Genomic DNA, 23874 nt, shown 5'->3' with positions numbered 1-23874 from the left:
AAACGTGGAGCGGTTGCCATCAATCGTCGAGGTGGGCCACGGCGATCAGGTTGTGGAAGTGGGCAATGCCGTGCTCGCTCATACCGCTGCGTTCGCGGTCGGCCATGATGCGGCCCTGGCCACGGTAGCCTCGCGACTTGAGGCCCTTCTGCACGCTTTCGACCAGGCGCAGGTCTTCTGGGCGGAACACTTCGCGGTACCAGTCGATCAGCTTCTGCTGTTCCTCGGTGATGTCCTTGTTGAGGAAGTAGATGTCGTAGTGTTGCAGGGTGGTTTCGGCATCGACCGGGAACTCGTAGATCACGGTCATGAAGTTGGCCCCTGGCGGCACGTTGAACATGGTGCACGGCCAGGCCCAGAAGCCGGCGAACGACGGGTCCTTCACGTTTTCGTCGAACTTGAACGACTGTTCCGAAGGCTTGGCCAGGCCATATTGCAGGGTCCAGTTACCGTGCATGGTGTGGCTGTACTGGCCGACGTCGACCGAGTCGGAGAAGCCTGGGTGCGCCGGGGCGCAGTGGTAGCACTCGAGGTAGTTGTCGACGATCGACTTCCAGTTGGCAGGGGTGTCGCTGACGAAGCGTGCTGCCAGGTGCAGGTCGTCGATCACCGCGCAGGCTTCGCGCATGCGCGTTTGCAGGCCTGGCAACTGGTCTTCGACAGAGCCTGCGTCCATGTCCATGTTGATGAAGATGAAGCCGGCATATTCCTCTACGCGCAGCTGCACCAGGGTGGAGTTCTCTTTGTCGAAGTTCACCACGTTGTCGCAGTTGCGGGCGTGGGCCAGTTCGCCGTCGAGCTTGAAGGTCCAGGCGTGGTATGGGCAGGTGATGACGTTCTTGGCTTTGCCGCTGCCGCTGAGCAACTGGTGGCCACGGTGCGGGCAGACGTTGTAGAACGCACGCAGCACGCTGTCACGGCCGCGCACGACGATGATGCTTTCGCCAATTACTTCGCGGGTGATGTAGGCATTGTTGTCTGCCACTTCGCTGCGGTGGCCCACGCAGATCCAGCTGCGGGCGAAGATGGCTTCTTTCTCGTGTTCGAACACTGCGGCCTTGGTGTAGAAATTGGCCGGGATGGTGAAGGCCTCGTCGGCGTTTGCGCAGAAATCGGCGGGCAGGCGTTTGAAGTCGTTCATGACAGGTTTCTCACAAGCTCGGTTTTTAGTTGTTGGTTAACGCGTATCTGTTGGTTAACAGATCAGGCAAAAAAAATTGCAACCCTTCAAAGGGGCCGCAGTGCGGCCCCTTTTGATTTCATCAATGCACGGCAGCAGCGCTGCGCGGTGCATGCTCGGCAGGTTGTTCACCGGCCATCCGTGCAGCCTCTTCTTCGATGATGTGGGCCGGTACCTGGCCGTAGTCAGCGACCATCCACTTGAGGAAGCCGTAGATCTTCACCAGCAGAATCACCATGAACGGGATTGCGGTCAGCACCACGGCAGTCTTCATGGTCGACAGCGAAGCCTTGGCGAACAGCATGGCCAACGGCACCAGGGTCAATACCACACACCAGAACAGGCGGTGGGTCGGTGTCGGGTCGTCACCTTCACGCAGGTTGCGAGTGCTGGTGGCTGCCACCGCGTAGGCTGCGGCATCCATGTGCGAAGCGCAGAAGATGGCCATGATGAACAGGTACACGCCAAGGAACACTTGGCCCCACGGCAACGCCAGCAGCAGGTGGGTTACAGCCGATTCACCACCTTGCTCGGCCAGCATCTTCGGTACGTCCACCGCGCCGGTGATGAACTGGTGCATGCTGTAGCTTTCCAGTGCGCCGAAGAAGAACCAGCAACCGAAGCTGCCGCCCAGCAGCAGGGCCAGGACCACTTCCTTGATCTGCCGGCCGCGCGAAACGCGGGTGACGAACATGGCTACGCCCGGGGCGTACGACACCCACCACAGCCAGTAGAACACCGTCCAGTTGCGGGTGAAGGCACCGTCGCCGGCCGGGTCGGTGAACAGGCTCATGTGCACGTAGTTCTGGATCATCAGGCCAATCGAGTTGGCGGTGTTGTTGAGGGTGAACTGGGTTGGGCCGACCAGCAGGACGACAGCGGCAAACACCAGCGCGCCGATGCACACCATCTTGCTCAGGCGCTGCAGGCCGCCATCGATGCCGATGTAGGAGCTGAGCGAGAACATCACCGCCACGCCGCCGATCACCATCAATTGCACGGTGAAGGTATCCGGGGTGCCGGTCAGGTCATGCAGGCCGCGCGTCAGGGTAGAGGCAGTGAGGGCCAGCGATACGGTCAGGGCGCCCATCATGGTCAGCAGGAAGATCAGGTCGACAGTACGGCCTACTGGCCCGGTGGCCTTGAAACCCGTCACCGCTTCGATAATCGACGCCAGGTTCAGGCCGCTCTTCTTGCGGACATGGAAGTGGTAGGCCATGGCCAGCGAAGCCAAGGCGTAGATCGACCAGGCGCTGATGCCCCAGTGGAAGAACGAGTAGCCCACGCTGTACTCCAGCGCCTTGGGGGTGGCGGCGGCGATGTTCAGGCCTGGGGTCTGATAGTAGTAGGCCCATTCCATCACGCCCCAGTACAGGGTCGAGGACCCCATGCCGGCACAGATGAACATGAACACCCAGGTGGCGGTGGCGTATTCAGGCTTGCCACTGCCCAGGCGGATGTTGCCGTATTTGCTGAAAGCCAGGTACAGCACCGCCAGGGTACTGGCGAACACCAGCACCTGCACGCTGGTACCGAAGGTGCGGGTGGACAGCTCGAACAACTGGTTGGCGGCGCTTTCAGCCTGGGCGGGGAAGGCTGCAAGGCCGATCACGGTGAGCAGCACGGCAATCAGGCTCACGGTAATCAGGAACACATCAATCTTTTTATTCTTGTGCGACATCATCGTCTCCTGGGACGTTGGCGTACTTGTCATACCCGGCAGGCATCCGGGGTGTAGCGGTACAACTCCTTCCGTGGTTGTTAACCTTTAGTTTACTAATATCTAATGGTTAACAGATTCTGCATACAATCTGCGCCGCTAGCAAGAGGCAAGGGGCCGATTGTCAGACACTTCTGACAATCGGCCCCTGTGCGTCAGGCTTCGACCAGCGCGGTGATGGCCTGGCCAACTTGCTGGGTGGACTGCTGCCCACCCATGTCGCGGGTGACATCACCGGCGGCGATGACCTGCTCGATGGCCTTGAGGATGTCGTCGTGGGCGGCGCGGTAGCGTGGGTCGGCGCCGTCGTTGCCAAGGAAGTCGAGCATCAGCGCACCCGACCAGATCATCGCGATCGGGTTGGCGATGTTCTTGCCGTAGATGTCCGGTGCCGAGCCGTGCACGGGTTCGAACAGCGACGGGAACTTGCGTTCGGGGTTGAGGTTGGCCGACGGCGCGATACCGATGGTGCCGGCGCAGGCTGGGCCGAGGTCGGAGAGGATGTCGCCGAACAGGTTCGAAGCCACCACCACGTCAAAGCGGTCCGGCTGCAGCACGAAGCGCGCGCAGAGGATATCGATATGCTGTTTGTCCCAGCTGATTTCCGGATAATTGGCAGCCATCGCAGCGGTGCGCTCGTCCCAGTACGGCATGCTCACGGCCATGCCGTTGGACTTGGTGGCCGAGGTGACGTGCTTGCGCTCGCGGGTCTGGGCCACGTCGAAGGCGTACTTGAGAATGCGGTCGACGCCGCGACGGGTGAACACCGATTCCTGCAGCACGAACTCGTTTTCGGTGCCTTCGAACATGCGCCCACCCAGCGACGAATATTCGCCCTCGGTATTCTCGCGGATGACCACGAAGTCGATGTCACCTGGTTCACGACCTGCCAGCGGGCAAGGCACGCCAGGGAACAGGCGCACTGGGCGGATGTTCACGTATTGGTCGAAGTCTCGGCGGAACTTGAGCAGCGAACCCCACAGCGAGATGTGGTCCGGCACCTTGTCTGGCCAGCCCACAGCACCGAAGTACAGGGCATCGAAGCCCTTGAGCTGTTCGAACCAGTCGTCCGGCATCATCTTGCCGTGGGCCAGGTAATAGTCGCAGCTGGCCCACTCGAAGAACTCGAAGCTGATGTCCAGGCCATGCTTGCGCGCAGCGGCCTCGACTACACGAATGCCTTCAGGCAGTACTTCGTTGCCGATGCCATCGCCGGGGATTGCCGCAATTCTGAAAGGCTTGCTCATGGGGTGCACTCGTTATCCAGGGAACAGGTGCTGGTTATGCTATAAGGGCTTTATCCGGAGATAATCTGGCCAATCATGGATTCTTGGAACACGATACGTGAATAATCTGCCCAGCCTCGACGACCTCAATATCTTCCTTCAGGTGGCCAAGCGCGCCAGCTTTGCCGCCGTCGCGGACGAGCTGGGCATGTCGGCGGCGTACATCAGCAAGCGCATCCGCATGCTTGAGCAAACCCTGGAAGTACGCCTGCTGCACCGTACCACCCGGCGGGTGACGGTGAGCGAGGAGGGTGAGCGGGTGTATCAGTGGGCGCTGCAGATATTCGATGCGGTGCAGCGCATGGGCGATGACATCAGTGCCCAGCACCGTGAGCCGGCCGGGCAATTGCGCATTGCCAGCAGCCTTGGCCTGGGCCGCCGCTTCGTGGCGCCGGCCTTGTCGGAGCTGGCCGAGCGTTACCCGCGCCTGGACATTCGCCTGGACGTGCACGACCGGCTGGTGGACCTGATTGCCGAAGGCGTCGACCTGGACATCCGCGTGGGCAACGCCATTGCGCCCAACCTGATCGCCAAGCCGCTGGCGCGTAACCGCCGGGTACTGTGCGCGGCGCCGGCTTACCTGGCCCGGCGCGGTACGCCCAAGGTGCTGGGCGAACTGGCCAGCCATGACTGCCTGGTGATCAAGGAACGTGATCACCCGTTTGGCGTGTGGCAGTTGATGGGGCCGGACGGTGAGGAAGGCGTGCGGGTAACCGGCGGCTTGTCGACCAACCATGGCGAAGTGGCGCACCAGTGGTGCCTGGACGGGCGCGGGATCTTGCTGCGCTCGTGGTGGGATGTGCACGACAGCCTGCAGGATGGGCGCCTGGTCCAGGTGCTGGAGGACTATCGCCAGCCAGCGGATATCTGGGCGGTGTACACCTCACCATTGGCCAGTTCGGCCAAGGTGCGGGTGGCGGTGGACTTTTTCCGGCAGTACTTTGCCGAGCGGTATAGCTTGCCAGAGTAGACACTGGCCCTGACGCGCGCTTTGTATAGGAGCGGCCTTCAGGGTACGGGGACACGCGAAACCGCTTTCACTTCGCGCAACGCCAGGCTGGACTGGATCGAGGCAATCCCCGGCTGCCGGCGCAACACTTCTTCCACAAACCGCCCATAACTTTCCAGGTCGGTCGCCAGTACGGTCAGCACATAGTCGGCCTCACCGGTCACCTTGTGGCAGGACAGCACCTGCGGCAGCTTCAGAATCACCTGCTCGAACTCGTCCGGCGCATTGGCCGAGTGGTTGCCAAAGCGCACCTGGGCAAATGCCATCACGTCGTACCCCAATTTCCTGCGGTCGAGGTTGGCCTGGTAATCCTTGATGATGCCCAGCTCTTCCAGCCTTTTGCGCCGACGCCAGCAGGGTGTCACGGTCATCGACAGGCGTTCGCCCAGTGCCGCGCTCGAAAGGGTGCCGTCCGCCTGCAACAGGCGCAGCAGCTCGCGATCGGTTTCGTCCAATTCTTCGATAGCAAAAGCTTTGCTCATGGCTTGGTGGTCCTGTGAATACTTTGCTAAAGAATCCGGTTTGGCTGAGCATAAAGCAAAGCATTTCCAGCGGTCTCTCGCGAAAATTGGTTACCCGGTAACTCCCTTGGAAAAGGATATTCGCGTGCTGACAGTCTTTAGTAACAACCACCGCTTGCACCATGGCTCGGAACTCAAGGACGGCGCGATAACGCCATCGTTTGAAAACCCCCAGCGTGCCGACACCGTGCTGGCCCGGGTGCTCGGCACCGGCCTGGGCGATGTCATCGCCGAGCAGGCGTTCGACCGTGCCTGCTACGTGGCGGCGCACAGCGAACGCTATGTGAGCTTCCTGGAAAACGCCTGGCAGGAATGGGCCGCCACCGGCAAGACCCACGACGCGCTGCCGCTGGTGTGGCCGGTGCGTGACCTGGCCATCGACCGTGAGCCCGGCTTCATCGACGGCAAGCTTGGTTTCTACGCCATGGACGCCGGCGCGCCGATCACCGCTGGCACCTGGGAGGCGGTACGCAGCAGCGCCAACGTTGCCCTGACCGGCATGCAGCGCATCATCGACGGTGCCGACAGTGCCTTCGCCCTGTGCCGCCCGCCTGGGCACCATGCGGCGCGTGAATACATGGGCGGCTATTGCTACCTGAACAACGCTGCCATCGCCGCCGAGCGCTGCCTGAGCCAGGGCGCCAAGCGTGTGGCCGTGCTGGACGTGGACTTCCACCACGGCAACGGCACGCAGAACATCTTCTACGATCGCCCCGATGTGCTGTTCGCCTCCCTGCATGGTGACCCTCACGTGTCCTACCCGTACTTTTCCGGCTACGCCCATGAGCAGGGTGTGGGGGCAGGCGAAGGCTTCAACGTCAACTACCCGCTGGGCAAAGGCACGCGCTGGGCGCAGTACCAGCTGGCCCTGCAGGACGCGCTCAAGCGCATCGTCGCGCATCGGCCCGAATACCTGGTGGTGTCGCTTGGCGTCGACACCTTCGAGGACGACCCGATCAGCCATTTCAAACTCACCAGTGAAGACTTCCTGCGCATGGGCGCCGAGATCGCCAGTGCTGGCATCCCGACCCTGTTCGTGATGGAAGGCGGCTACATGGTCGATGAGATCGGCATCAACGCGGTGAACACCCTGCAAGGCTTCGAAAGCGCGCGGTAAGCCCCGCGACAAGCCGTGGCTACGCTGGCCACGGCACAGCACGACTAGCCAGACCAACAATAACAAGAGGTCGCCCATGCAAGACATGTCCGCAAGCCTTGAGCAAAGCAAACCGGCAGAGCCCGCCCGTGACGGGCACCTGCAACGCACGCTGGAAAACCGCCACATCCAGCTGATTTCCATCGGAGGCGCCATCGGCACCGGCCTGTTCATGGGGTCGGGCAAGGTGATCGCGCTGTCCGGTACCTCGATCCTTCTGGTCTACGCCATCCTCGGGTTCTTCGTCTTCTTCGTGATGCGCGCCATGGGCGAGCTGTTGTTGTCCGACCTGCGCTTCAAGTCGTTCGCCGACATCGTTGCCCATTACCTGGGCCCGCGCGCCGGCTTTGTGCTGAGCTGGTCGTACTGGCTGAGCTGGAGCGTGGCGGTGGTCGGCGACGTGGTCGTGGTGGCGGGGTTCTTTCAGTATTGGTACCCCGATGCGCCGGCCTGGCTGCCCGCGTTCTTCACCCTGTTCGTGCTGCTGGGGTTGAACCTGCTGGCGGTGCGCATATTCGGCGAGGTGGAGTTCTGGTTCGGTATCATCAAGATCGTCGCCATCGTGCTGTTGATCATCACGGCGGCGGTGATGATCGCTACCTCTTATACCTCGCCCAATGGTGTGGTCGCCTCGCTGTCCAACGTGGTCGCGCCGGGTGCGGTGCTGCCCCATGGCATCAGCGGTTTCTTTGCCGGGTTCCAGATTGCCGTGTTTTCTTTCGCCGGTACCGAACTGATCGGCACCACCGCCGCCGAGGCCAAGAACCCGCGTCGCTCGCTGCCCAAGGCGATCAACACCATCCCGCTGCGCATCCTGCTGTTCTACATCCTGGCGCTGGTGTGCATCATCAGCGTGGTGTCGTGGGCCGAAGTGCCGGCCAACCGCAGCCCCTTCGTCGAACTGTTCCTGCTGGCGGGTTTTCCGGCGGCGGCGGGCATGATCAATTTCGTGGTGCTGACGTCAGCTGCGTCATCGGCCAACAGTGGGGTGTACTCGGGTTGCCGGATGTTGTTCGGCCTGGCCGAGCGGCGTAACGCACCGGCCCTGTTCGCCAGGCTTTCGGCACTGAGCGTGCCGGTGTACAGCCTGGTGTTTTCCGGGGTGTGCATGTTGATCGGGTTGAGCTTGCTGTTCATCATTCCCGAGGTGATGACCGTGTTCACGCTGATCTCGACGGTGTCGGCGATTTTGGTGATCTTCACCTGGTCGATGATCCTTGCTGCGTACCTGGCTTATCGCAGACGCAACCCAGCTGCGCACGACGCCTCGCTGTTCAAGTTGCCGGGCGGGGTGCCGATGGCAGTCACGACCTTGGGCTTTCTCGGCTTTGTGCTGGTGCTGCTGGCGCTGCAGCCGGATACCCGGTTGGCGCTATGCGTGATGCCGTTGTGGTTCGTGTTTTTGCTGGTGGCTTACCATCGTCGCCGTGAGCACAATTAATGAGCCGACAGTGGCGTGACCGTCCAGTGGTTGATTTAGAGAAGTTTCCTACAGGTTTTTAGGAAGCCCACTGAGCCTCCGGCAAGCGATTCCTCGTTAGGGTTCAGGGACCATCAGGGTCCCTTTCTACGCGAGGTCGCTTATGCCCCTTAGCCAACGTATCGCCATTGCGGTAGCCGAAGCCGGGCTGCCGCACGACCAGTGCATGTCCTGCGAGCGGCAAGGCCTGCCGATTCTGCCACTGCGCCGCGCCTTAGTGCCGGATGCACGTCCTGGTTGTGTCACCACTGTTGCCGGCAGCCTACATGTTTCGACGAAAATGGGCCTGCGCACCTTGCGCATGGGCTACCTGTACGTGCTGCTGGACCAACAGGTCTGGCATGCCTACGAAGTCAGCGAGCAGGGCCACCTGCGCCGCTTCAACCCCTACGAACCTTTCGACGGCCTGCCCGCACCACTCCCCGAAAAGTGCGTGAATGAAAACCACGACATTCCCTCATCTTTCCTGAACATCGATACCGACCGCTATGGCAGCGCCTGGCTGGCCTTTTCGAGCGACCCTTGGCCGGTGAGCGTGCTGAATGCCTACAAACGCGGCACGGCACCTGCGCATCGCTTTGAGGGTTTGGACCTGACTCAGGCGCGCAACAACCCCGAATTGCTGGGCATCGCCATGACGCCTGACAACCTGCAAATCGACAAGGAGGTGTTCGAGTACGCGCAGCACGGGTGTTCGCCGTTCGACAGTGCGCATGGCTTTCACACCCGCTGGCTGCGCCGGTTTGCACTGAAGGGGTACCTGGTCAACGCGATGAACCGGCACAAGCTGGAGAGCGGTGTGCTGGCGGTGGTGCTCGACGACACCGTTGGCTTGATTCAGGAGTACAACCATCAACGACTGAACTGGGTGGTGAAGCGTCAAGTCTGGCGCGAAGAGCCCATGCGGGCGTATCAACTGCAGACTTCACAAATTCTGCAGATCATTCGCGCGACGCACCGGCAGTGGGCGGCACAGAAAATACCGTCGCTGGAGCCAATGACCGGCGACGGGCCTCCGGTGTTCGTGGATCCGGCAGTAGAGCGTCAGCGCCTGGTCGAGCGTGCGCAGCTGGAAAGTGACGAGCGGCTTGAAGAGCGCTACCACGAACCGCAACGGGCGGCGTTCCAGGCCGAATACGACCAGCAGGAAGCCGAGTTCCAGCGCTACATCGACAAGGACGCCCGTGCGTATGCCGCACTGTTCGACACGCCCATGTTCAAGGTGGCCGAGCAGTACGATTACGACGGTGATCATCGTGAGTCTGGCGTGGCGTATGCCAAGACCATGGCGTTGTGCCTGGGGGGCGGTATTACCGAGGCCGTGGTGCTTGGTACGGTGCCAGCGGCCGGCACCAGCGAAACGCTCTGGCTGAAATGGCTGCAAGACCCCGACAGCCCACCTTACCGCGCGTTGTTGATGCGGGACCGTGCATTGCTGGCCGGGCTGCTGCCCAGTTTTACCGCTGCCGAAGCCATCAACTGGAACGACAGCGACAAGCTCTACGGCATCTTGAGCAAGATCATTGCCAGCGACGACGCGGGCCTGCGCATGCGCAACACCCTCAAACAGGCCATCGCCGAAACGCAGAGCGCGCTCAACGCGGCCAGCCAGCGCCTGGCGCCCAACGTGCTCCCTGGCATTCAAAAAGCGGTGCGGCACCTGAACAGCGCGACGCAGTTCCTCTACAACGGCGTGCACCTGATCGAACTGGAAGTGAAGATGAAGCTGGGCGAGTACTACGCCTTGCAAAGTGCCCACCTGCGCGAATTGCAGCACAAGGCCAATGCCTCTATCGCCGAGGCACGGGACCGGATGCATCGCAGCATCGATGACTTCGAATTTGGCTCGATGAAGGCGTTCCGCAAGGTGCGCCCGATCATCCAGCATGGGTTGATGAGCCTGGCAGTGCTCGACCCACGGTTCACCAACACCATGATCAGCGTGACGGTGTGGGTCGAAGGCACGGCTGAAGAGGTGCGTGGCCGGTTGTTTGAAGAGGCCAATATGAAGGTGACTCAGGCCAGCAGCGCGGCACAGATAGCCTTGGTGGATGTCTCGGTGGCGGCGGGGACGCTGGAGGCGAATGCGCGCAAGGTGTTGCAGGGGATGAGGATCACTTCGCAGCAGGCGGCGCAGTTGGTGCGAACCGGCTTTCGCGGCTTGCGCGGTGTGGCGGGAAGTTGGGAAGTACTGCTGGCAATTGGAGGGCTGTACTTTCAATACGACAGCCTGGTCAGGAATCAGGAAAAAGCGGAGGAGGAGATTGGACCGAAAGCGCATGAGGCCAAGCTGGCGCTGCAGGGAGCGCAGCTGGGGATATTGGGAGGGCAGATTGAACTGGTTGGACTCGTTATGCGCTCCAGCGCTGGTTATATAAAAGCGCCTTGGACCCGCGGCGTACCAGCAGTTGGAGTAGCGCTCGTTAAGTTCGGCGCCTTGTTCAGTGCAGTAGCCGGAGTTTTCGATACCGCACAAGCAATATCCGCCGCCAAGCGAGCTTCGGCAGCGGGGGATAAAACAGCGCGGATTCTTCATGCTACTTCTGCTGTATTCTACGGAATAGGTGCTGTGGCTTTTGCTGGTGCCGTATTTAAATCGCTAATTTTAGGACCTTTAGGCCTCGCTGTAATATTGAGCTTGACTGCATTTGCATTGAGCAAGCAGGCTGAAAAAAATAGATCTTCAGCATTGGAGCGTTGGGCAAGGCGCTGCTGGTTTGGAAAAGGAGATGAAGCACCGGCAGTACATTGGGATGCGCCTGAATACGCAGATATTGCGTTTACAGAGCTTAATGCAGCAGTTCTTGGTGTTAAGGCGAAGTTAAATTTTGAGTCGAGCATGGTAACAGATCCCGCAGCGCCGAAAATTGGAGGTCTAGTGGGTCTGGTGACAGAGCAAAAACTTAGATTTCAGGTGGTTTTGCCAAACTATAGAGATGGTGCTTCTGCTTTTCGCTGGGTTCTAATTGTCCACCGCGTCGGCGACGGAGAGTTTCCTGAGTACAAAGGTGGAGAGACCATTGTTGTTGATGACTTTCACGCTATCACTACAGAGGAGTTATCGAAATCTACAAGATTTTCTAGTTTCACCCCACCAAGGATACCCGACTATAAAGCTGATTCTATAGTAATAAAACAGCGAAAATATAGTGAGCAGAACGGTGTTTGCTGGTTGGAGGTCTCAGGCGTAGTGGAGCTTATGCCCACTGTCGGGAAGCGCACAATAACTGGAGCAACGCTGTTGGTCATGTATTGGCTAGATCGGACTATTCCGAGTGCTTACCTAGAGGTATGTGAGCGAGGGGAAAATGATTAATCGCGGATCAAAAACTCAATGGGAGCGGTCGCTTGGGTGGAGCTACGATTTGCCCCATGTCAGAGAAATACCTGATCTCAGATGCGACGTGAAAAATGTAAGGCCATCACCCAATTACTATGATGACGTGTATCTAGAACTACCAAGATCAACGTTCAGCTTAAGAGGAGTCGTGGCTTTGCTGAGGCCCTGACGCCCTACCAAAATTCGTCCACCCACCCCGGGACTGGAACGATGACGATGGTCTTAGCCCCATGCATCGCCTAGCGCCCAAGGTCCGGTGGCCAACGGAAATCGACCTTGAATCTCGCAGTGCACCCGCAACAAACGATGTCCGCTAAAACGCTTGCCCCCAAGGTCCTGTGCTGTTCACTCAGACTGCCTGCTGCGCAATCAACGCCAGGCACCGCTGCACCACCGGGCTCACATCCCCCTTGCGCCGGCTAAGGATGATCGGGCTGACCGCGCCGCTATCCAGCAAACCGACATACTCGATATCGGTGCGATGCTGCTGCTGTACCGACGCCGGCACCAGGGTTATCCCTACACCTACAGCCACCAGGCCGATGGCCGTCTGCAATTCGTTGGCCCATTGGCTGACGCGGATACTCATGCCGTGCTGCGCGAACAGCGCCAGCACATGGTCGGCATAACTGGGCCGAGGGTTGGCCGGGTAGAGGATGAACGCTTCGCCCGCCAGCTGGGCCAGGCTGAGCGGGCTACCCGCCAGCGGGTGACCCTTGGGCAGCACGGCCACCAGCGGGTCTTCGCGCAGTACCTGTTGCTGAATGGCCGCGTCATCGATGCGAATGCGCCCGAAGGCGATGTCGATGCGCCCGGTCTTCAACGCTTCCACTTGCTGCAGCGTGGTCATCTCGCTCAAGCCCAGCTCCAGCTCGCTGTCCTGACGTAGCTCGCGGATCAGCTCTGGCAGCACGTTGTACAGGGTGGAGGGGGCAAAACCGATGCCTAGCCACTGGCGCTGGCCCTGGCCAATACGACGAGTGTTGTCGCTGATGTTCTGCAACTGCTGCAGCACGGTGCAGGTCTGCTCGTAGAAGAAGCGACCCGCTTCGGTCAGCCGCAGCGGGCGTTCGCGCACCACCAGCAGGGTGCCGAGCTGGTCCTCCAGCTGGCTGATCTGCCGGCTCAACGGCGGTTGAGCGATGTGCAGCAACTCGGCGGCGCGGGTGAAGTTCAGGGTCTCGGCCAGAACCTTGAAGTAACGCAGGTGGCGCAGCTCCATCAGACCTCCAGGGTATGGTGGGAGATTCATTTGATATTGGACTGTCATCAGGGTCTCGCGCAATCCTTGAACAATCAAGTAAATGCACCATTCGGGCCTGCAACTGGCAGCCCGATCTGACGGGACCTGGCAACAATGACAAGTGCGCTGATTGAACGTATAGAGGCAATTATCGTCGACCTGCCGACCATTCGCCCGCACAAGCTGGCAATGCACACCATGCAGCAGCAGACCCTGGTGGTATTGCGCGTGCGCTGCAGCGATGGCGTGGAAGGTATCGGTGAGGCCACCACCATCGGCGGCCTGGCCTATGGCTACGAAAGCCCCGAGGGCATCAAGGCCAATATCGACGCGCACCTGGCACCTGCGCTGATCGGCCTGCCGGCAGACAACATCAATGCCGCCATGCTCAAGCTGGACAAGCTGGCCAAGGGCAACACCTTTGCCAAGTCCGGCCTCGAAAGCGCCTTGCTCGACGCCCAGGGCAAGCGCCTGGGCCTGCCGGTCAGCGAGCTGCTGGGCGGCCGTGTGCGTGACAGCCTGGAAGTGGCCTGGACCCTGGCCAGCGGCGACACCGCCCGCGACATCGCCGAAGCTCAGCACATGCTGGAAATCCGCCGCCACCGTGTGTTCAAGCTGAAGATCGGCGCCAACCCGGTGGAGCAGGACCTCAAACACGTGGTGGCGATCAAGCGTGAGCTGGGCGACAGCGCCAGCGTGCGTGTCGACGTCAACCAATACTGGGACGAGTCCCAGGCCATTCGTGCCTGCCAGGTACTGGGCGACAACGGCATCGACCTGATCGAGCAACCGATTTCGCGCATCAATCGCGGTGGCCAGGTGCGCCTGAACCAGCGCAGCCCGGCACCGATCATGGCCGATGAGTCGATCGAAAGCGTCGAAGACGCCTTCAGCCTGGCCGCCGACGGCGCCGCCAGTATCTTTGCCCTGAAAATCGCCAAGAACGGTGGCCCGCGCGCCGTGTTGCGCACCGCGCAGATTGCCGAGGCCGCCGGCATCGCCCTGTATGGCGGCACCATGCTCGAGGGCTCGATCGGCACCTTGGCCTCGGCCCATGCCTTCCTCACGCTGCGCCAGCTCACCTGGGGCACCGAGCTGTTCGGGCCACTGCTGTTGACCGAGGAAATCGTCAACGAGCCGCCGCAGTACCGCGACTTCCAACTGCACATCCCCCGTACCCCAGGCCTGGGCCTGACCCTGGACGAACAGCGCCTGGCGCGCTTCGCCCGTCGCTGATAAGCAAGCAAGGAGATAACCATGCTGTTCCACGTGAAGATGACCGTGAAACTGCCGGTCGACATGGACCCGGCCAAGGCCGCCCAGCTCAAGGCCGACGAAAAGGAACTGGCCCAGCGCCTGCAGCGCGAAGGCACCTGGCGCCATCTGTGGCGCATTGCCGGGCACTACGCCAACTACAGCGTATTCGATGTGCCCAGCGTCGAGGCGCTGCATGACACGCTGATGCAGCTGCCACTGTTCCCGTACATGGACATCGAGGTCGACGGCCTGTGCCGGCATCCCTCGTCGATCCACAGCGACGACCGCTGATTCGCACCTGTCTACCTGACAAGAACAATATGAGGTAAGCACGATGACCGTGAAAATTTCCCACACTGCCGACATTCAAGCCTTCTTCAAGCAGGTTGCTGGCTTGGACCATGCCGAAGGCAACCCGCGCTTCAAGCAGATCATCCTGCGCGTGCTGCAAGACACTGCACGCCTGGTCGAAGACCTGGAGATCACCGAAGACGAGTTCTGGCACGCCGTTGACTATCTCAACCGCCTGGGCGGCCGTAACGAGGCGGGCCTGCTGGCTGCTGGCCTGGGCATCGAGCACTTCCTCGACCTGCTGCAAGACGCCAAGGACGCCGAAGCCGGCCTTGCTGGCGGCACTCCGCGCACCATCGAAGGCCCGCTGTACGTCGCCGGGGCGCCGCTGGCGCAAGGCGAAGTGCGCATGGACGACGGCACCGACCCAGGTGTGGTGATGTTCCTCCAGGGCCAGGTGTTCGATGCCGACGGCAAGCCGTTGGCCGGTGCCACCGTCGACCTGTGGCATGCCAACACCCAGGGCACCTATTCGTACTTTGACTCGACCCAGTCCGACTACAACCTGCGCCGGCGCATCATCACCGATGCCGAGGGCCGCTACCGTGCACGTTCGATCGTGCCGTCGGGGTATGGTTGCGATCCGCAGGGGCCGACCCAGGAATGCCTGGACCTGCTCGGCCGTCATGGCCAGCGCCCGGCGCATGTGCACTTCTTCATCTCGGCGCCGGGGTACCGCCACCTGACCACGCAGATCAACTTCGAGGGTGACAAGTACCTGTGGGACGACTTTGCCTACGCTACCCGTGACGGGCTGATTGGCGAGCTGCGCTTTGTCGAAGATGCGGCGGCGGCGCGTGACCGTGGCGTGCAAGGCGAGCGCTTTGCCGAGCTTTCGTTCGACTTCCACCTGCAGGGGGCCGCGGCGCCGGAGGCCGAGGCGCGCAGCCACCGGCCGCGTGCGTTGCAGGAAGGCTGAGTACCAGGCGCAGAACGTTGGGGCTGCGCAGCAGCCCCCGGCATTCTGAGCGTCTTTCACTGTGTTTTTTGCCTGGGCCTTTCCGTGCGGGGAGGGCCTGGGCTTTTTGCTGTCCGCTGAAAATCCATCTGCATTTCCCTTCTGTTTCCCCCCTCTGGTCCTTTCGAAATATCCCTCGCCGAATTACGTGAAAAGTGGTCTAAATATTTTTCGCTTGCGCGTGAGCTCAGGTCTACCTGTTTCTTATAAAAAATCCACATAAATCAACGATTAACGTGGTTTTATCTGTTTTCAAGCGCAAGTGAGCGAGGTGATTCTCTTTGTGTTTAGCGTGAAAATTCAATTGACAATTCACGTAAATAATCGCAAATATCTGTCACCGGCACCCAAAACAAGAGAGACAGATATGCCGCCCCAACCTGCCTTCGCTTCCCCGCGTGGCCGGTGCTTGCCAGTGGCCAGCGCCGCCCGCCATTCCCAGCCTCAACACCCGAACCGCGCCTGAGACGGAGATAGTCCATGGATTCGCTTTGCCTGCGTGACGCGCCCCTGTCGGCGCTTGCCTGCGGCCCTGCTTTCGAGGCCTTGCTTGACGGCGTTCGTGATCGTGCCCGCCTCGGCGAGTTCGATCGCCAGCGCCATATTTCCCGCGACGTGATCGATGCGTTCAAAGCACATGGCGTATACCGCGCCCTGGTGCCCAAGCGCTTTGGTGGGTTGGAGTGCTCGCCAGCGGCCTTCTGCGAAATGATCGAGCGCATCGCCCACGCTGACGGCTCTGCCGGCTGGGTCGCCAGCTTCGGCATGAGCCCGGTGTACCTGGCGGCGCTGCCGCTGGATACCATCGCCGAAATCTACGGCAACAGCCCTGACACCGTGTTCGCCGGTGGCATCTTCCCGCCGCAGCCGGCCGAAACCGTGCCCGGCGGTTTCAAGGTCAACGGCCGCTGGAAGTACTCCAGCGGCTCGATGGGCGCCGATATCGTTGGCGTCGGTATCACCCCGCGCAACGGCGACAAGCTCGACCTGCCGCGCCTGGCGGTGCTGCCGCGCAGCCAGGCGCGCATCGAAGAAACCTGGGACACCGTCGGCCTGCTCGGCACCGGCAGCCACGACCTGGTGGTCGAGGATGTACGGGTGGGCGAGCAGTGGACCTTCGTGCGTGGCGGCAAGCCGAACCTGGACGAGCCGTTCTTCCGCTACCCGTCGCTGTCGTTCGCCACCCAGGTGCTGTCGGTGGTCGGCCTGGGCATTGCCCGCGCCGCACTGGACGAGCTGTCGGGCATGGCCAGCGGGCGCATTTCGGTCACCGGCGCCCCGGCCCTGGCCGACCGGCCGCTGGCCCAGGTGGACGTGGCCAAGGCCGAGGCCGCCCTGCGTTCGGCGCGGGCCTTCTTCTACGAAGCCATCGAGCAGGCCTGGGGGCATGTGCTGGCTGGCGACCCGGTGCCGGTCGAGGTGACCAACCTGCTGCGCCTGTCCTCGACCCATGCCGCGCGCGTTGCCGCCGAAGTGGCGCGCAGTGCGCAACTGCTGTCCGGCATGACTGGCATCTACAACGAGAGCCCACTGGCGCGCTGCGTCAACGATGCGCAAGTGGTCACCCAGCACGCCTTCATGGGCGACGTCACCTACCAGAACGCCGGAGCCATGTTCTTCGGCAAACAGCCCCTGCCGGGCTACCTGTAACCCTCGGGAGATTTGTCATGAGCGACACAAAAGCCTTGCGCGTGCTGTTCTGCATGGGCATCAACCAGAACTTCTTCGATGCCCCGCGTGAAGAGCAACTGCAGGTGTGGGCCGCCTTCAGCGCCATGTGGAACGGCATCCACGACCTGCCCGGGGTACGCGTGCTGGGCAACATGGACGATGACCAAGCCATGGTCGGGCCGTCCGATGGCTTCCCCTGGACCACCTACCTGCTGGCCGATGTGCCCAACATCGAGGCCGTGCACGCCGCCTGCAACCTGTTCCGCACCACGGCGGTGGGCGAGGGGCCTTACAAGCTGTGGCGCTACGCCAAGGTCGAGGCCCGTGTTGGCCGTGAACTGATCATCCAGCGCGCCTGAGAAGAGGAATAATCCCGTGAGCAACCTGATTCCCGCCATCAACCTGGCAATCGATCCGGCCGAGCTGGTGCAGCCCGACCGTGTCCACACCTCTCTGTACACCGACCCGGCGCTGTTCGATACCGAGCTGGAAAAAATCTTCCACAGCACCTGGATCTGGGTCGCCCATGAAAGCGAAATCCCCGAAGCCGGCAGTTACAAGACCACCTACATCGGCAAGCAGCCGGTGATCGTGGTACGCGACCGCAAGAAGGCCATCAACGTGCTGCTCAACCGCTGCCGGCACCGTGGCGCCACCGTCTGCGAGCACAAGAAGGGCAAGACCAACAGCTTTGTCTGCCCGTACCACGGCTGGGGCTATGCCCTGGATGGTTCGCTGCGCGGTATCCCGCACCCGGAAAGCTACGGCGACTGCCTGGACAAGGCCGAGCTGCCCTTGGTCAGCCTGCGCACCGAAAGCTACGCCGGCATGGTCTTCGCCACGTTCAAGGATGACATCGAGCCGCTGGAGGACTTTCTCGGTGCGGCGAAGAAGTGGATGGACCTGTTCATGAAACAGGGCGCCGGTTATGGCATCAAAGTGCCGGGCGAGCACCGCTTCCGCTTCCCCGGCAACTGGAAGATCCAGCTGGAAAACACCACTGACGCCTACCACTTCCCGCTGGTGCACAAAAGTTTCCTGTCCTCGGTCGATGAGCAGACCCTGGAGCTGTTCGACTTCGTCAAGGGCCCTGGCTATGTCGAAGACCTGGGCAACGGCCACAGCGTGATGGTGATGATCCCCGAACTGGTCGACCTGGAGGCCGACCTCGACAAACCGATCCCGGAGCGCTTCGAAAGCCTTGCCGCCGAACTGCGCGACGAAGGCATCGACGAGGCGCAGGTGCGGCGCATCGTCCGCGCGGTCGGTGGTTCGGGCTTCAACCTCAATTTGTTCCCCAATGTGGCCTGTTCGATGGCGTTCTTCCGTGTGCTGCAGCCGATTTCGGTGAGCGAAACCGAAATCCATCATGCGGTAATCACCATGGATGGCGGCCCGGCGGCGGCCAACCGCTATCGCCTGCGCTTGCACGAGCATTTCCAGGGGCCGATGGGCTTCGGCACCCCGGACGATTCCGAGGCGTGGGAGCGGGTGCAGAAGGGCGCCCGCGCCGGTGAAGACCTGTGGATCATGCTCAACCGTGGCCTGGTGGGTGAAAAGCCCAGCGCCGATGGCCTGATTTCCGACGTCAGTGCCGAGACCGGCATGCGCGCGGCGTACCAGCAGTGGAAGAAGATGATGACCGCGGAGGCCAAATGATGAACCTGAACCTGTTCAACGAAGTCACCGCGTTCATCTGGCAGGAAGGCGACATGCTCGACCATGGCGAGTACGACGCCTGGCTCAACCTGTGGACTGACAAAGGCACCTACATCATCCCGATCGACCCCAAGGAAAGCGACTACGAGAACACCTTGAACTACGCCTATGACGACCACCACATGCGTGCCCTGCGTGTGCAGCGGCTCATCGGTGGCGAGTCGATCTCGACCAGCCCGCAGCCACGTACCGTGCGCACGATTTCGCGTATCCGTGTGCTCGCGGACGACGGCGTCAATGTCACCGTGCGCGCTGCGCAGAACGTGCGCGAGTTCCGCAAGGAAAGCCTCAAGCACTACAGCGCCGACCTCACGTACACCCTGGTGCGAGCCGAGGGCGGGTTCAGGGTCCATCGCAAGGTAATCAGCCTGATCAACAGTGACGATACCCTCGCCGGTATCGGCTACATCCTCTGAGGGCGAGGCCATGAACCAAGTCGCATTGGTAACCGGCGCCGGCCAGGGCCTGGGCCAGCGTTTCTGCGCCCGGCTGCTGGCCGCAGGCTTCGACGTAGTGGTCTCGGACCGTGACCTGGCACTTGCCCAGGCCACTGCCGAGCAGCTGCAAGGGCAGGCTGGACGCACGTTGGCGGTAAAGCTGGATGTCGCCAGCAAGGCCGATTTCGAGCAGGCCCTGGCCCAGGTGCTTGAGCGCTTCGGCGGCTTGCACGTGGTGGTGAACAACGCCGCCGTGACCAGGACCACGCCGCTGATGCAGATCAGCCCGGAAGAGTTCGACGCCGTGGTCGGCCTGAACTTGCGCAGCGTGTTCCTCGGCTGCCAGGTGTTCGGCGCGTACCTGGCCGAGGCCGGTTACGGGCGGATCATCAACATGGCTTCGCTGGCAGGGCAAAACGGCGGCACGGCCACCGGCGCGCACTATGCGGCGAGCAAGGGCGGGATCATCACCCTGACCAAGGTGTTTGCCAAGGAGTTTGCCGCTCGCGGCGTTACCGTCAATGCCATCGCCCCGGGCCCTGTCGACTCGCCAGCGGTGCATGCCGCGGTGCCGGTCGAACGGCTGCCGGGCCTTCTGGCCAACATTCCGGTACAGCGCCTGGGGGATGCCGACTTTCTGGGTGACCTGATCGTGCAACTGGCACGGCCCGAGGCCTATTTCACCACCGGGGCGACCTGGGACGTGAACGGCGGCTTGTTCATGCGTTGACATTGACGGGGCGCCCGCGCGCCCCTGGTTACTACAGGACACCGAGCATGAATGAAGAACTGTTGAACGTAGTCGTGCGCAAACGCGAGATTCAAGGGGCCGACGTGGTCGTACTCGACCTTGGGCGAGCCGACGGCGCTGCCTTGCCGGCTTTCGAGGCCGGCGCGCACGTGGACATCCATGTGGCGCCCGGCCTGGTGCGCCAGTACTCGCTGTGCAGCGACCCGGCGGATGTGACGGTGTATCGCCTGGGCGTCTTGAAAGACCCGGCGTCCCGTGGTGGTTCGGTGGGTGTGCACGAGGCCCTGATGGAGGGGCGCGAGGTACAGATCAGCGCACCGCGCAACCTGTTCCCGTTGGCGGCTGGCGCCGCCCGTTCGATCCTGCTGGGTGGCGGCATCGGGATCACACCCATGATTGCCATGGCCCACGCCTTGCACCAGCAGGGCGCCGATTTCGAACTGCATTACTGTGGGCGCTCGCGTAGCCGCAGTGCGTTTCTCGAAGCGCTGGCCGATGCGCCATTCGCGGCACGGGTGGTTACCCATTTTGACGATGAAGAGGTGACGCAGCGCCTGAACCTGGCCGATGTACTCGGCGCTGGCATGCCCGGTACACACCTGTACACCTGCGGCCCGTCGGGCTTCATGGACTGGGTGATCGCAGGAGCGCGCCAGCAGGGCTATGCCGAGGAGCACATTCACAAGGAGTACTTCCAGGTCGAGGTCGACGCCACTGGCCAGGGCTTCGAAGTGGTCGCTGCGCGCAGCAACAAGACTGTGCAGGTCGCCGAGGGCCAGACCATCCTCGATGCCTTGGCCCAGGTGGGTATACGCATCGATATTTCCTGCGAGCAGGGTGTGTGCGGCACCTGCATGTGCGAGGTACTCGAAGGCGAGCCCGACCATCGCGATGTGTACCTGACCGATGAAGAGAAGGCCGCGAACGACCAGATCCTGGTGTGCTGCTCGCGGGCCAAGTCGAACAAGCTGGTGCTGGATATCTGAGGAGCATGACCATGGTAGAGGTAACCCGTTTTCGCAACGCAATGGCCATGCTCGGTGGCGCCGTCTCGGTCATTACCACCGACGGCCCGGCCGGGCGCTTCGGCTTCACCGCTTCGGCGGTGTGCAGCGTGACCGACTCACCGCCCACCTTGCTGGTTTGCATGAACCGTGCTTCGTATTCCAACGAGCAGTTCAAGGCCAACGGCGCCTTGTGCGTGAACGTGCTGGCCGGCACCCATCAGGAGTTGTCCGGGGTGTTCGCCAACCGCAACCTGAGCATGGAAGCACGCTTTGCCTCGACGTTGTGGACGGTCCTGGAGAGCGGGGCGCCGGTGATGCAGGAGGCGTTGGTGAACTTCGACTGCCGCATTGCCCAGGTGCATGAAGTTGGCTCGCACAGCATTTTCTACTGCGAGATCCAGGACATCCGCCAGGGCGGTGCCGATGATGGGCTGGTGTACTTCAACCGCGCGTATCACCGGGTGTGCGAAACCTCCAAGGCCTGCTGAACGTGCTCCTGCGGCCTAGAAGGTATCCAGGTTATGGAAAACCACTTCGAGCATCTTGTTCAACCGCTGCACCTGCGCCTCGGTCAGCCCCTTGAAGCTGCGCTGGAACAGGTCGCGGGTCACATCCTGCATGCGCGCGATGCTCTGCAGCCCAGCCTCGGTGATGCGTACCTGGGTCACGCGGCCGTCCTCGGGGCTGGGGGCGGTGTCGACCAGGCCGTCGTCTTTCATCCGATAGACGATTTTGGTGATGGTCGACAGCTTGGCGATGGCATGGGTGGAGATTTCGGAAATGCTCGATTCGCCGTTCTCGTTGAGGATCCACAATACGCGCCAGCGCGGCACGTCAAGGTCGATCTTCTTCAGCAGCCGTTCCATGTTCTGGGTGTAGCGGCCATGCACACGGGCCAGCCAGTAAAAAGGGAAGTCTTCCTTGCGAAACTCATCGCTGGCCGGATCGTGATGGCTGTGGCCTGTGTTCTTCGAAGTGCTCATCGCTTCACTACGTGTGCGGAAATAGTCGCGACATCATAGACGTTTCCATGCATTTGGCTATTACAAAGGTGCGCCTAGGTGCTGGAATATTCAGTTGACATTTCAAGTATCTGGCAAGGCTCCCTCATCCAAAGGGCGGTATGACAATGACAATAATCGTAGAACCCCTCGACCTTGGCGGCAGCGGCCCGCGGGTCGCGATCAAGGACACCATCGATGTCGCCGGCACCGCCACCCGTGCCTCTAGCCAAGCGCTGGAGGATGCGCCGTTGGCGGTGCGGCATGCCGAGGTGGTCAGCCACCTGCTGGCGGCCGGTGCGCGCTTGACTGCCAAGGTCGGCCTGCACGAGCTGGCCTTCGGCACTACCGGTATCAACCGCCACACCGGCACGGCGGCCAACCCGCGTTTTCCGGGGCGTATTCCCGGAGGCTCGTCCAGCGGCTCGGCGGCTGCAGTGGCTGCTGGCCTGGTCGACTTCAGCCTGGGCACCGACACCGGTGGTTCGGTGCGCGTGCCGGCCTGTTGCTGTGGCGTGTTCGGCTTGAAGCCGACCTTTGGCCGGGTCAGCCGCCAAGGGGTGATGCCGGCCAGCAGCAGCCTCGATTGTGTTGGCCCGTTCGCTGCGAGCCTACCGATGCTGGTGCGCGCCATGGCCATGATAGACCCGACGTTCGTGCCCGCCCAGGTACCTGCGAAGGCGCGTATCGGTGTGCTGCGGGTAACGGCTGAAGTGGGCATACATAAGGCGGTGCAGGGGGCACTCAGCGCCAGCGGCTTGCCGCTGGGCAATGTCGAGCTCAAGCATTTTGGCGCGGCGTATGAGGCTGGCATGGTGGTGATCAACCGCGAAACCTTCCAGGTCTGTGGCCACCTGCTGGAAACCGGCAAGGTTGGCAGTGACATCGCCGGGCGCCTGGCGGCGGCGGGGCAGACCCATGATGCCGCGCTGGCTGAGGCAGAGGCGGTACGCCAGCGGTTTACCGAGGAAGTCGACCAAGCCCTTGCCCGTTACGATGTACTGGCGTTGCCGACCATGCCGGACTTCCCGCTGCGGCTGGAGGAGGCCAGCGACACTCGCGCCGTACTGGGCATGACCTCGCTGGTGCGGCCGTTCAACCTGTCCGGGCACCCGGCGTTGAGCATCCCACTGGGTAGCGAGGCCGGCCTGCCGGTGGGCCTGCAACTGGTGGGGGCCAAAGGTGCGGACGAGAAGCTGCTGGCAGTGGCCGAGCGTTTGTTGCTCAACCTGTATGGCGGCAACGGGGGCAGCAATGACTGACTTGCATGAGTTGCAGGCCCGCTTGCAGGTGTTCGAGCGTCAGCAGGCCATTCGGGTGTGCATCAATCGCTATATGGAACTGTGCGATCAGCTCGATTGCAGCACCCCGCTGGACGAACTGGCTGGCTTGTTTACCCGTGAAGCCGTGTGGGAAGGCAAGGGCGCCCGGTATGCCGCCAGCTTTGGCGGCTACCGTAGCCGTGAGGCGATCCGTGCGATGTTTGCCACCTACATGAAAACCCCGGCGCACTTTGCATTGAACGTGCACTTTCTCACCAGTGAGGTGATCGAGATGGACGGCGAGCAGGGTGTGGGGCGCTGGGTGATGTTGCAGACCAGCACCTTTGCCGACGGTGCATCGCACCTGAATGCTGCGCGGCTGACGGTGCGCTTTGCGCTGGAGGAGGGGCAGTGGCGCATGGCTCACTTCCAGACCGAGAACCAGTTCAGCCGGCCGGTTACGGCCTGGAACAGTGAGGCCCCCTTGCCGGTGCCTAACGACTAAGCCCAGACGCGATCCCTGTA

Annotated in this window: 22 protein-coding genes; 16 read left to right on the top strand and 6 right to left on the bottom strand. The window is 61.8% G+C overall.

Going from position 1 to position 23874, the window contains the following annotated elements; translation table 11 throughout:
- Positions 1–19: 19 nt before the first annotated feature.
- The 3 genes from APH35_RS22370 to APH35_RS22360 form a co-directional block, all read right to left on the bottom strand.
- Entirely contained in the window at positions 20–1141 is a 1122-nt protein-coding gene (locus tag APH35_RS22370; RefSeq protein WP_012271844.1) for an aromatic ring-hydroxylating oxygenase subunit alpha, read from the bottom strand.
- 121 nt (positions 1142–1262) lie between these two features.
- Positions 1263–2861 (bottom strand): BCCT family transporter, encoded by a 1599-nt coding sequence (locus tag APH35_RS22365; protein ID WP_012271845.1) that lies wholly within the window; start codon positions 2859–2861, stop codon positions 1263–1265.
- Positions 2862–3055: 194 nt separating this feature from the next.
- Positions 3056–4147, bottom strand: a complete 1092-nt coding sequence (locus APH35_RS22360; protein ID WP_012271846.1) for a tartrate dehydrogenase — start codon at positions 4145–4147, stop codon at positions 3056–3058.
- A gap of 97 nt (positions 4148–4244) precedes the next feature.
- Between APH35_RS22360 and APH35_RS22355 the strand changes: the two genes are divergently transcribed.
- Positions 4245–5156, top strand: coding sequence for a LysR substrate-binding domain-containing protein (locus APH35_RS22355; RefSeq protein WP_060515540.1), 912 nt, complete (start codon positions 4245–4247; stop codon positions 5154–5156).
- A 38-nt stretch (positions 5157–5194) separates the two neighbouring features.
- On the opposite strand, the gene APH35_RS22350 is transcribed toward APH35_RS22355, so the two are convergent.
- Positions 5195–5677, bottom strand: coding sequence for an Lrp/AsnC family transcriptional regulator (locus APH35_RS22350; RefSeq protein ID WP_012271848.1), 483 nt, complete (start codon positions 5675–5677; stop codon positions 5195–5197).
- A 124-nt stretch (positions 5678–5801) separates the two neighbouring features.
- On the opposite strand from APH35_RS22350, the gene APH35_RS22345 reads away from it, so the two are divergent.
- From APH35_RS22345 to APH35_RS22335, 3 genes are all read left to right on the top strand, one after another.
- A complete protein-coding gene (locus APH35_RS22345) occupies positions 5802–6833 on the top strand; it encodes a histone deacetylase family protein (RefSeq protein WP_012271849.1) in 1032 nt (343 codons plus the stop codon).
- A 76-nt stretch (positions 6834–6909) separates the two neighbouring features.
- On the top strand, positions 6910–8313 hold the full coding sequence (locus tag APH35_RS22340; protein WP_060515539.1) for an amino acid permease: 1404 nt from the start codon (positions 6910–6912) through the stop codon (positions 8311–8313).
- A 142-nt stretch (positions 8314–8455) separates the two neighbouring features.
- A complete protein-coding gene (locus APH35_RS22335) occupies positions 8456–11668 on the top strand; it encodes a T6SS effector BTH_I2691 family protein (protein WP_060515538.1) in 3213 nt (1070 codons plus the stop codon).
- 373 nt (positions 11669–12041) lie between these two features.
- Here the strand turns inward: APH35_RS22335 and catR are convergent, their stop codons facing one another.
- Positions 12042–12914 carry an HTH-type transcriptional regulator CatR gene (gene catR, locus APH35_RS22330; protein ID WP_012271853.1) on the bottom strand — a complete coding sequence of 291 codons (873 nt, stop codon included), beginning with the start codon at positions 12912–12914 and terminating at the stop codon, positions 12042–12044.
- Between the two features lie 135 nt (positions 12915–13049).
- On the opposite strand from catR, the gene APH35_RS22325 reads away from it, so the two are divergent.
- The 10 genes from APH35_RS22325 (at position 13050) to APH35_RS22280 (ending at position 21574) form a co-directional block, all read left to right on the top strand.
- Complete coding sequence (locus tag APH35_RS22325) at positions 13050–14171, top strand: muconate cycloisomerase family protein (protein ID WP_060515537.1); 1122 nt, start codon at positions 13050–13052, stop codon at positions 14169–14171.
- A gap of 21 nt (positions 14172–14192) precedes the next feature.
- Positions 14193–14483: a muconolactone Delta-isomerase gene (gene catC / locus APH35_RS22320; RefSeq protein ID WP_003256111.1), complete on the top strand. Its 291-nt coding sequence runs from the start codon at positions 14193–14195 to the stop codon at positions 14481–14483.
- A gap of 43 nt (positions 14484–14526) precedes the next feature.
- The gene (gene catA, locus APH35_RS22315) at positions 14527–15462 is read left to right on the top strand and encodes a catechol 1,2-dioxygenase (RefSeq protein WP_060494559.1); all 936 of its coding nucleotides are present in this window, start codon (positions 14527–14529) and stop codon (positions 15460–15462) included.
- 519 nt (positions 15463–15981) lie between these two features.
- Positions 15982–17151: an indole-3-acetate monooxygenase gene (gene iacA / locus APH35_RS22310; protein ID WP_012271856.1), complete on the top strand. Its 1170-nt coding sequence runs from the start codon at positions 15982–15984 to the stop codon at positions 17149–17151.
- A gap of 17 nt (positions 17152–17168) precedes the next feature.
- On the top strand, positions 17169–17531 hold the full coding sequence (locus tag APH35_RS22305) for a hypothetical protein (RefSeq protein ID WP_012271857.1): 363 nt from the start codon (positions 17169–17171) through the stop codon (positions 17529–17531).
- Positions 17532–17547: 16 nt separating this feature from the next.
- Positions 17548–18831: an aromatic ring-hydroxylating oxygenase subunit alpha gene (locus APH35_RS22300; RefSeq protein ID WP_060515536.1), complete on the top strand. Its 1284-nt coding sequence runs from the start codon at positions 17548–17550 to the stop codon at positions 18829–18831.
- The gene (locus APH35_RS22295; protein WP_041166471.1) at positions 18831–19307 is read left to right on the top strand and encodes an aromatic-ring-hydroxylating dioxygenase subunit beta; all 477 of its coding nucleotides are present in this window, start codon (positions 18831–18833) and stop codon (positions 19305–19307) included. The genes APH35_RS22300 and APH35_RS22295 overlap by 1 nt, the downstream gene beginning before the upstream one ends.
- Before the next feature lie 10 nt (positions 19308–19317).
- Positions 19318–20058 (top strand): SDR family NAD(P)-dependent oxidoreductase, encoded by a 741-nt coding sequence (locus tag APH35_RS22290; protein WP_060515535.1) that lies wholly within the window; start codon positions 19318–19320, stop codon positions 20056–20058.
- Positions 20059–20105: 47 nt separating this feature from the next.
- Entirely contained in the window at positions 20106–21065 is a 960-nt protein-coding gene (locus tag APH35_RS22285; RefSeq protein ID WP_060515534.1) for a PDR/VanB family oxidoreductase, read from the top strand.
- Between the two features lie 11 nt (positions 21066–21076).
- The gene (locus tag APH35_RS22280; RefSeq protein ID WP_012271862.1) at positions 21077–21574 is read left to right on the top strand and encodes a flavin reductase; all 498 of its coding nucleotides are present in this window, start codon (positions 21077–21079) and stop codon (positions 21572–21574) included.
- Positions 21575–21589: 15 nt separating this feature from the next.
- Here the strand turns inward: APH35_RS22280 and APH35_RS22275 are convergent, their stop codons facing one another.
- Positions 21590–22069, bottom strand: a complete 480-nt coding sequence (locus tag APH35_RS22275; RefSeq protein WP_012271863.1) for a MarR family winged helix-turn-helix transcriptional regulator — start codon at positions 22067–22069, stop codon at positions 21590–21592.
- A gap of 146 nt (positions 22070–22215) precedes the next feature.
- Here APH35_RS22275 and APH35_RS22270 point away from each other — a divergent pair, with 146 nt between their 5' ends.
- Together APH35_RS22270 and APH35_RS22265 are read left to right on the top strand one after the other, a co-directional pair.
- The gene (locus APH35_RS22270) at positions 22216–23349 is read left to right on the top strand and encodes an amidase (RefSeq protein WP_060515533.1); all 1134 of its coding nucleotides are present in this window, start codon (positions 22216–22218) and stop codon (positions 23347–23349) included.
- Positions 23342–23854: a nuclear transport factor 2 family protein gene (locus APH35_RS22265; RefSeq protein ID WP_060515532.1), complete on the top strand. Its 513-nt coding sequence runs from the start codon at positions 23342–23344 to the stop codon at positions 23852–23854. Before APH35_RS22270 ends, APH35_RS22265 begins: the two co-directional genes overlap by 8 nt.
- The last annotated feature ends 20 nt before the right edge of the window (positions 23855–23874 follow it).

Source organism: Pseudomonas sp. NBRC 111132 (genome assembly GCF_001320565.1).
Lineage (GTDB): Bacteria > Pseudomonadota > Gammaproteobacteria > Pseudomonadales > Pseudomonadaceae > Aquipseudomonas > Aquipseudomonas putida_P.
Note: the sequence above shows the minus strand (reverse complement) of the source record. Positions and strands in the feature narration are given on the sequence as shown.

Coding starts and splice junctions, on each gene's coding strand:
- APH35_RS22370 (WP_012271844.1), bottom strand. CDS start 1,141: ATGAACGACTTCAAACGCCTGCCCGCCGATTTCTGCGCAAACGCCGAC.
- APH35_RS22365 (WP_012271845.1), bottom strand. CDS start 2,861: ATGTCGCACAAGAATAAAAAGATTGATGTGTTCCTGATTACCGTGAGC.
- APH35_RS22360 (WP_012271846.1), bottom strand. CDS start 4,147: ATGAGCAAGCCTTTCAGAATTGCGGCAATCCCCGGCGATGGCATCGGC.
- APH35_RS22350 (WP_012271848.1), bottom strand. CDS start 5,677: ATGAGCAAAGCTTTTGCTATCGAAGAATTGGACGAAACCGATCGCGAG.
- APH35_RS22340 (WP_060515539.1), top strand. CDS start 6,910: ATGCAAGACATGTCCGCAAGCCTTGAGCAAAGCAAACCGGCAGAGCCC.
- APH35_RS22335 (WP_060515538.1), top strand. CDS start 8,456: ATGCCCCTTAGCCAACGTATCGCCATTGCGGTAGCCGAAGCCGGGCTG.
- catR (WP_012271853.1), bottom strand. CDS start 12,914: ATGGAGCTGCGCCACCTGCGTTACTTCAAGGTTCTGGCCGAGACCCTG.
- APH35_RS22325 (WP_060515537.1), top strand. CDS start 13,050: ATGACAAGTGCGCTGATTGAACGTATAGAGGCAATTATCGTCGACCTG.
- catC (WP_003256111.1), top strand. CDS start 14,193: ATGCTGTTCCACGTGAAGATGACCGTGAAACTGCCGGTCGACATGGAC.
- catA (WP_060494559.1), top strand. CDS start 14,527: ATGACCGTGAAAATTTCCCACACTGCCGACATTCAAGCCTTCTTCAAG.
- iacA (WP_012271856.1), top strand. CDS start 15,982: ATGGATTCGCTTTGCCTGCGTGACGCGCCCCTGTCGGCGCTTGCCTGC.
- APH35_RS22305 (WP_012271857.1), top strand. CDS start 17,169: ATGAGCGACACAAAAGCCTTGCGCGTGCTGTTCTGCATGGGCATCAAC.
- APH35_RS22295 (WP_041166471.1), top strand. CDS start 18,831: ATGAACCTGAACCTGTTCAACGAAGTCACCGCGTTCATCTGGCAGGAA.
- APH35_RS22290 (WP_060515535.1), top strand. CDS start 19,318: ATGAACCAAGTCGCATTGGTAACCGGCGCCGGCCAGGGCCTGGGCCAG.
- APH35_RS22285 (WP_060515534.1), top strand. CDS start 20,106: ATGAATGAAGAACTGTTGAACGTAGTCGTGCGCAAACGCGAGATTCAA.
- APH35_RS22280 (WP_012271862.1), top strand. CDS start 21,077: ATGGTAGAGGTAACCCGTTTTCGCAACGCAATGGCCATGCTCGGTGGC.
- APH35_RS22275 (WP_012271863.1), bottom strand. CDS start 22,069: ATGAGCACTTCGAAGAACACAGGCCACAGCCATCACGATCCGGCCAGC.
- APH35_RS22270 (WP_060515533.1), top strand. CDS start 22,216: ATGACAATAATCGTAGAACCCCTCGACCTTGGCGGCAGCGGCCCGCGG.
- APH35_RS22265 (WP_060515532.1), top strand. CDS start 23,342: ATGACTGACTTGCATGAGTTGCAGGCCCGCTTGCAGGTGTTCGAGCGT.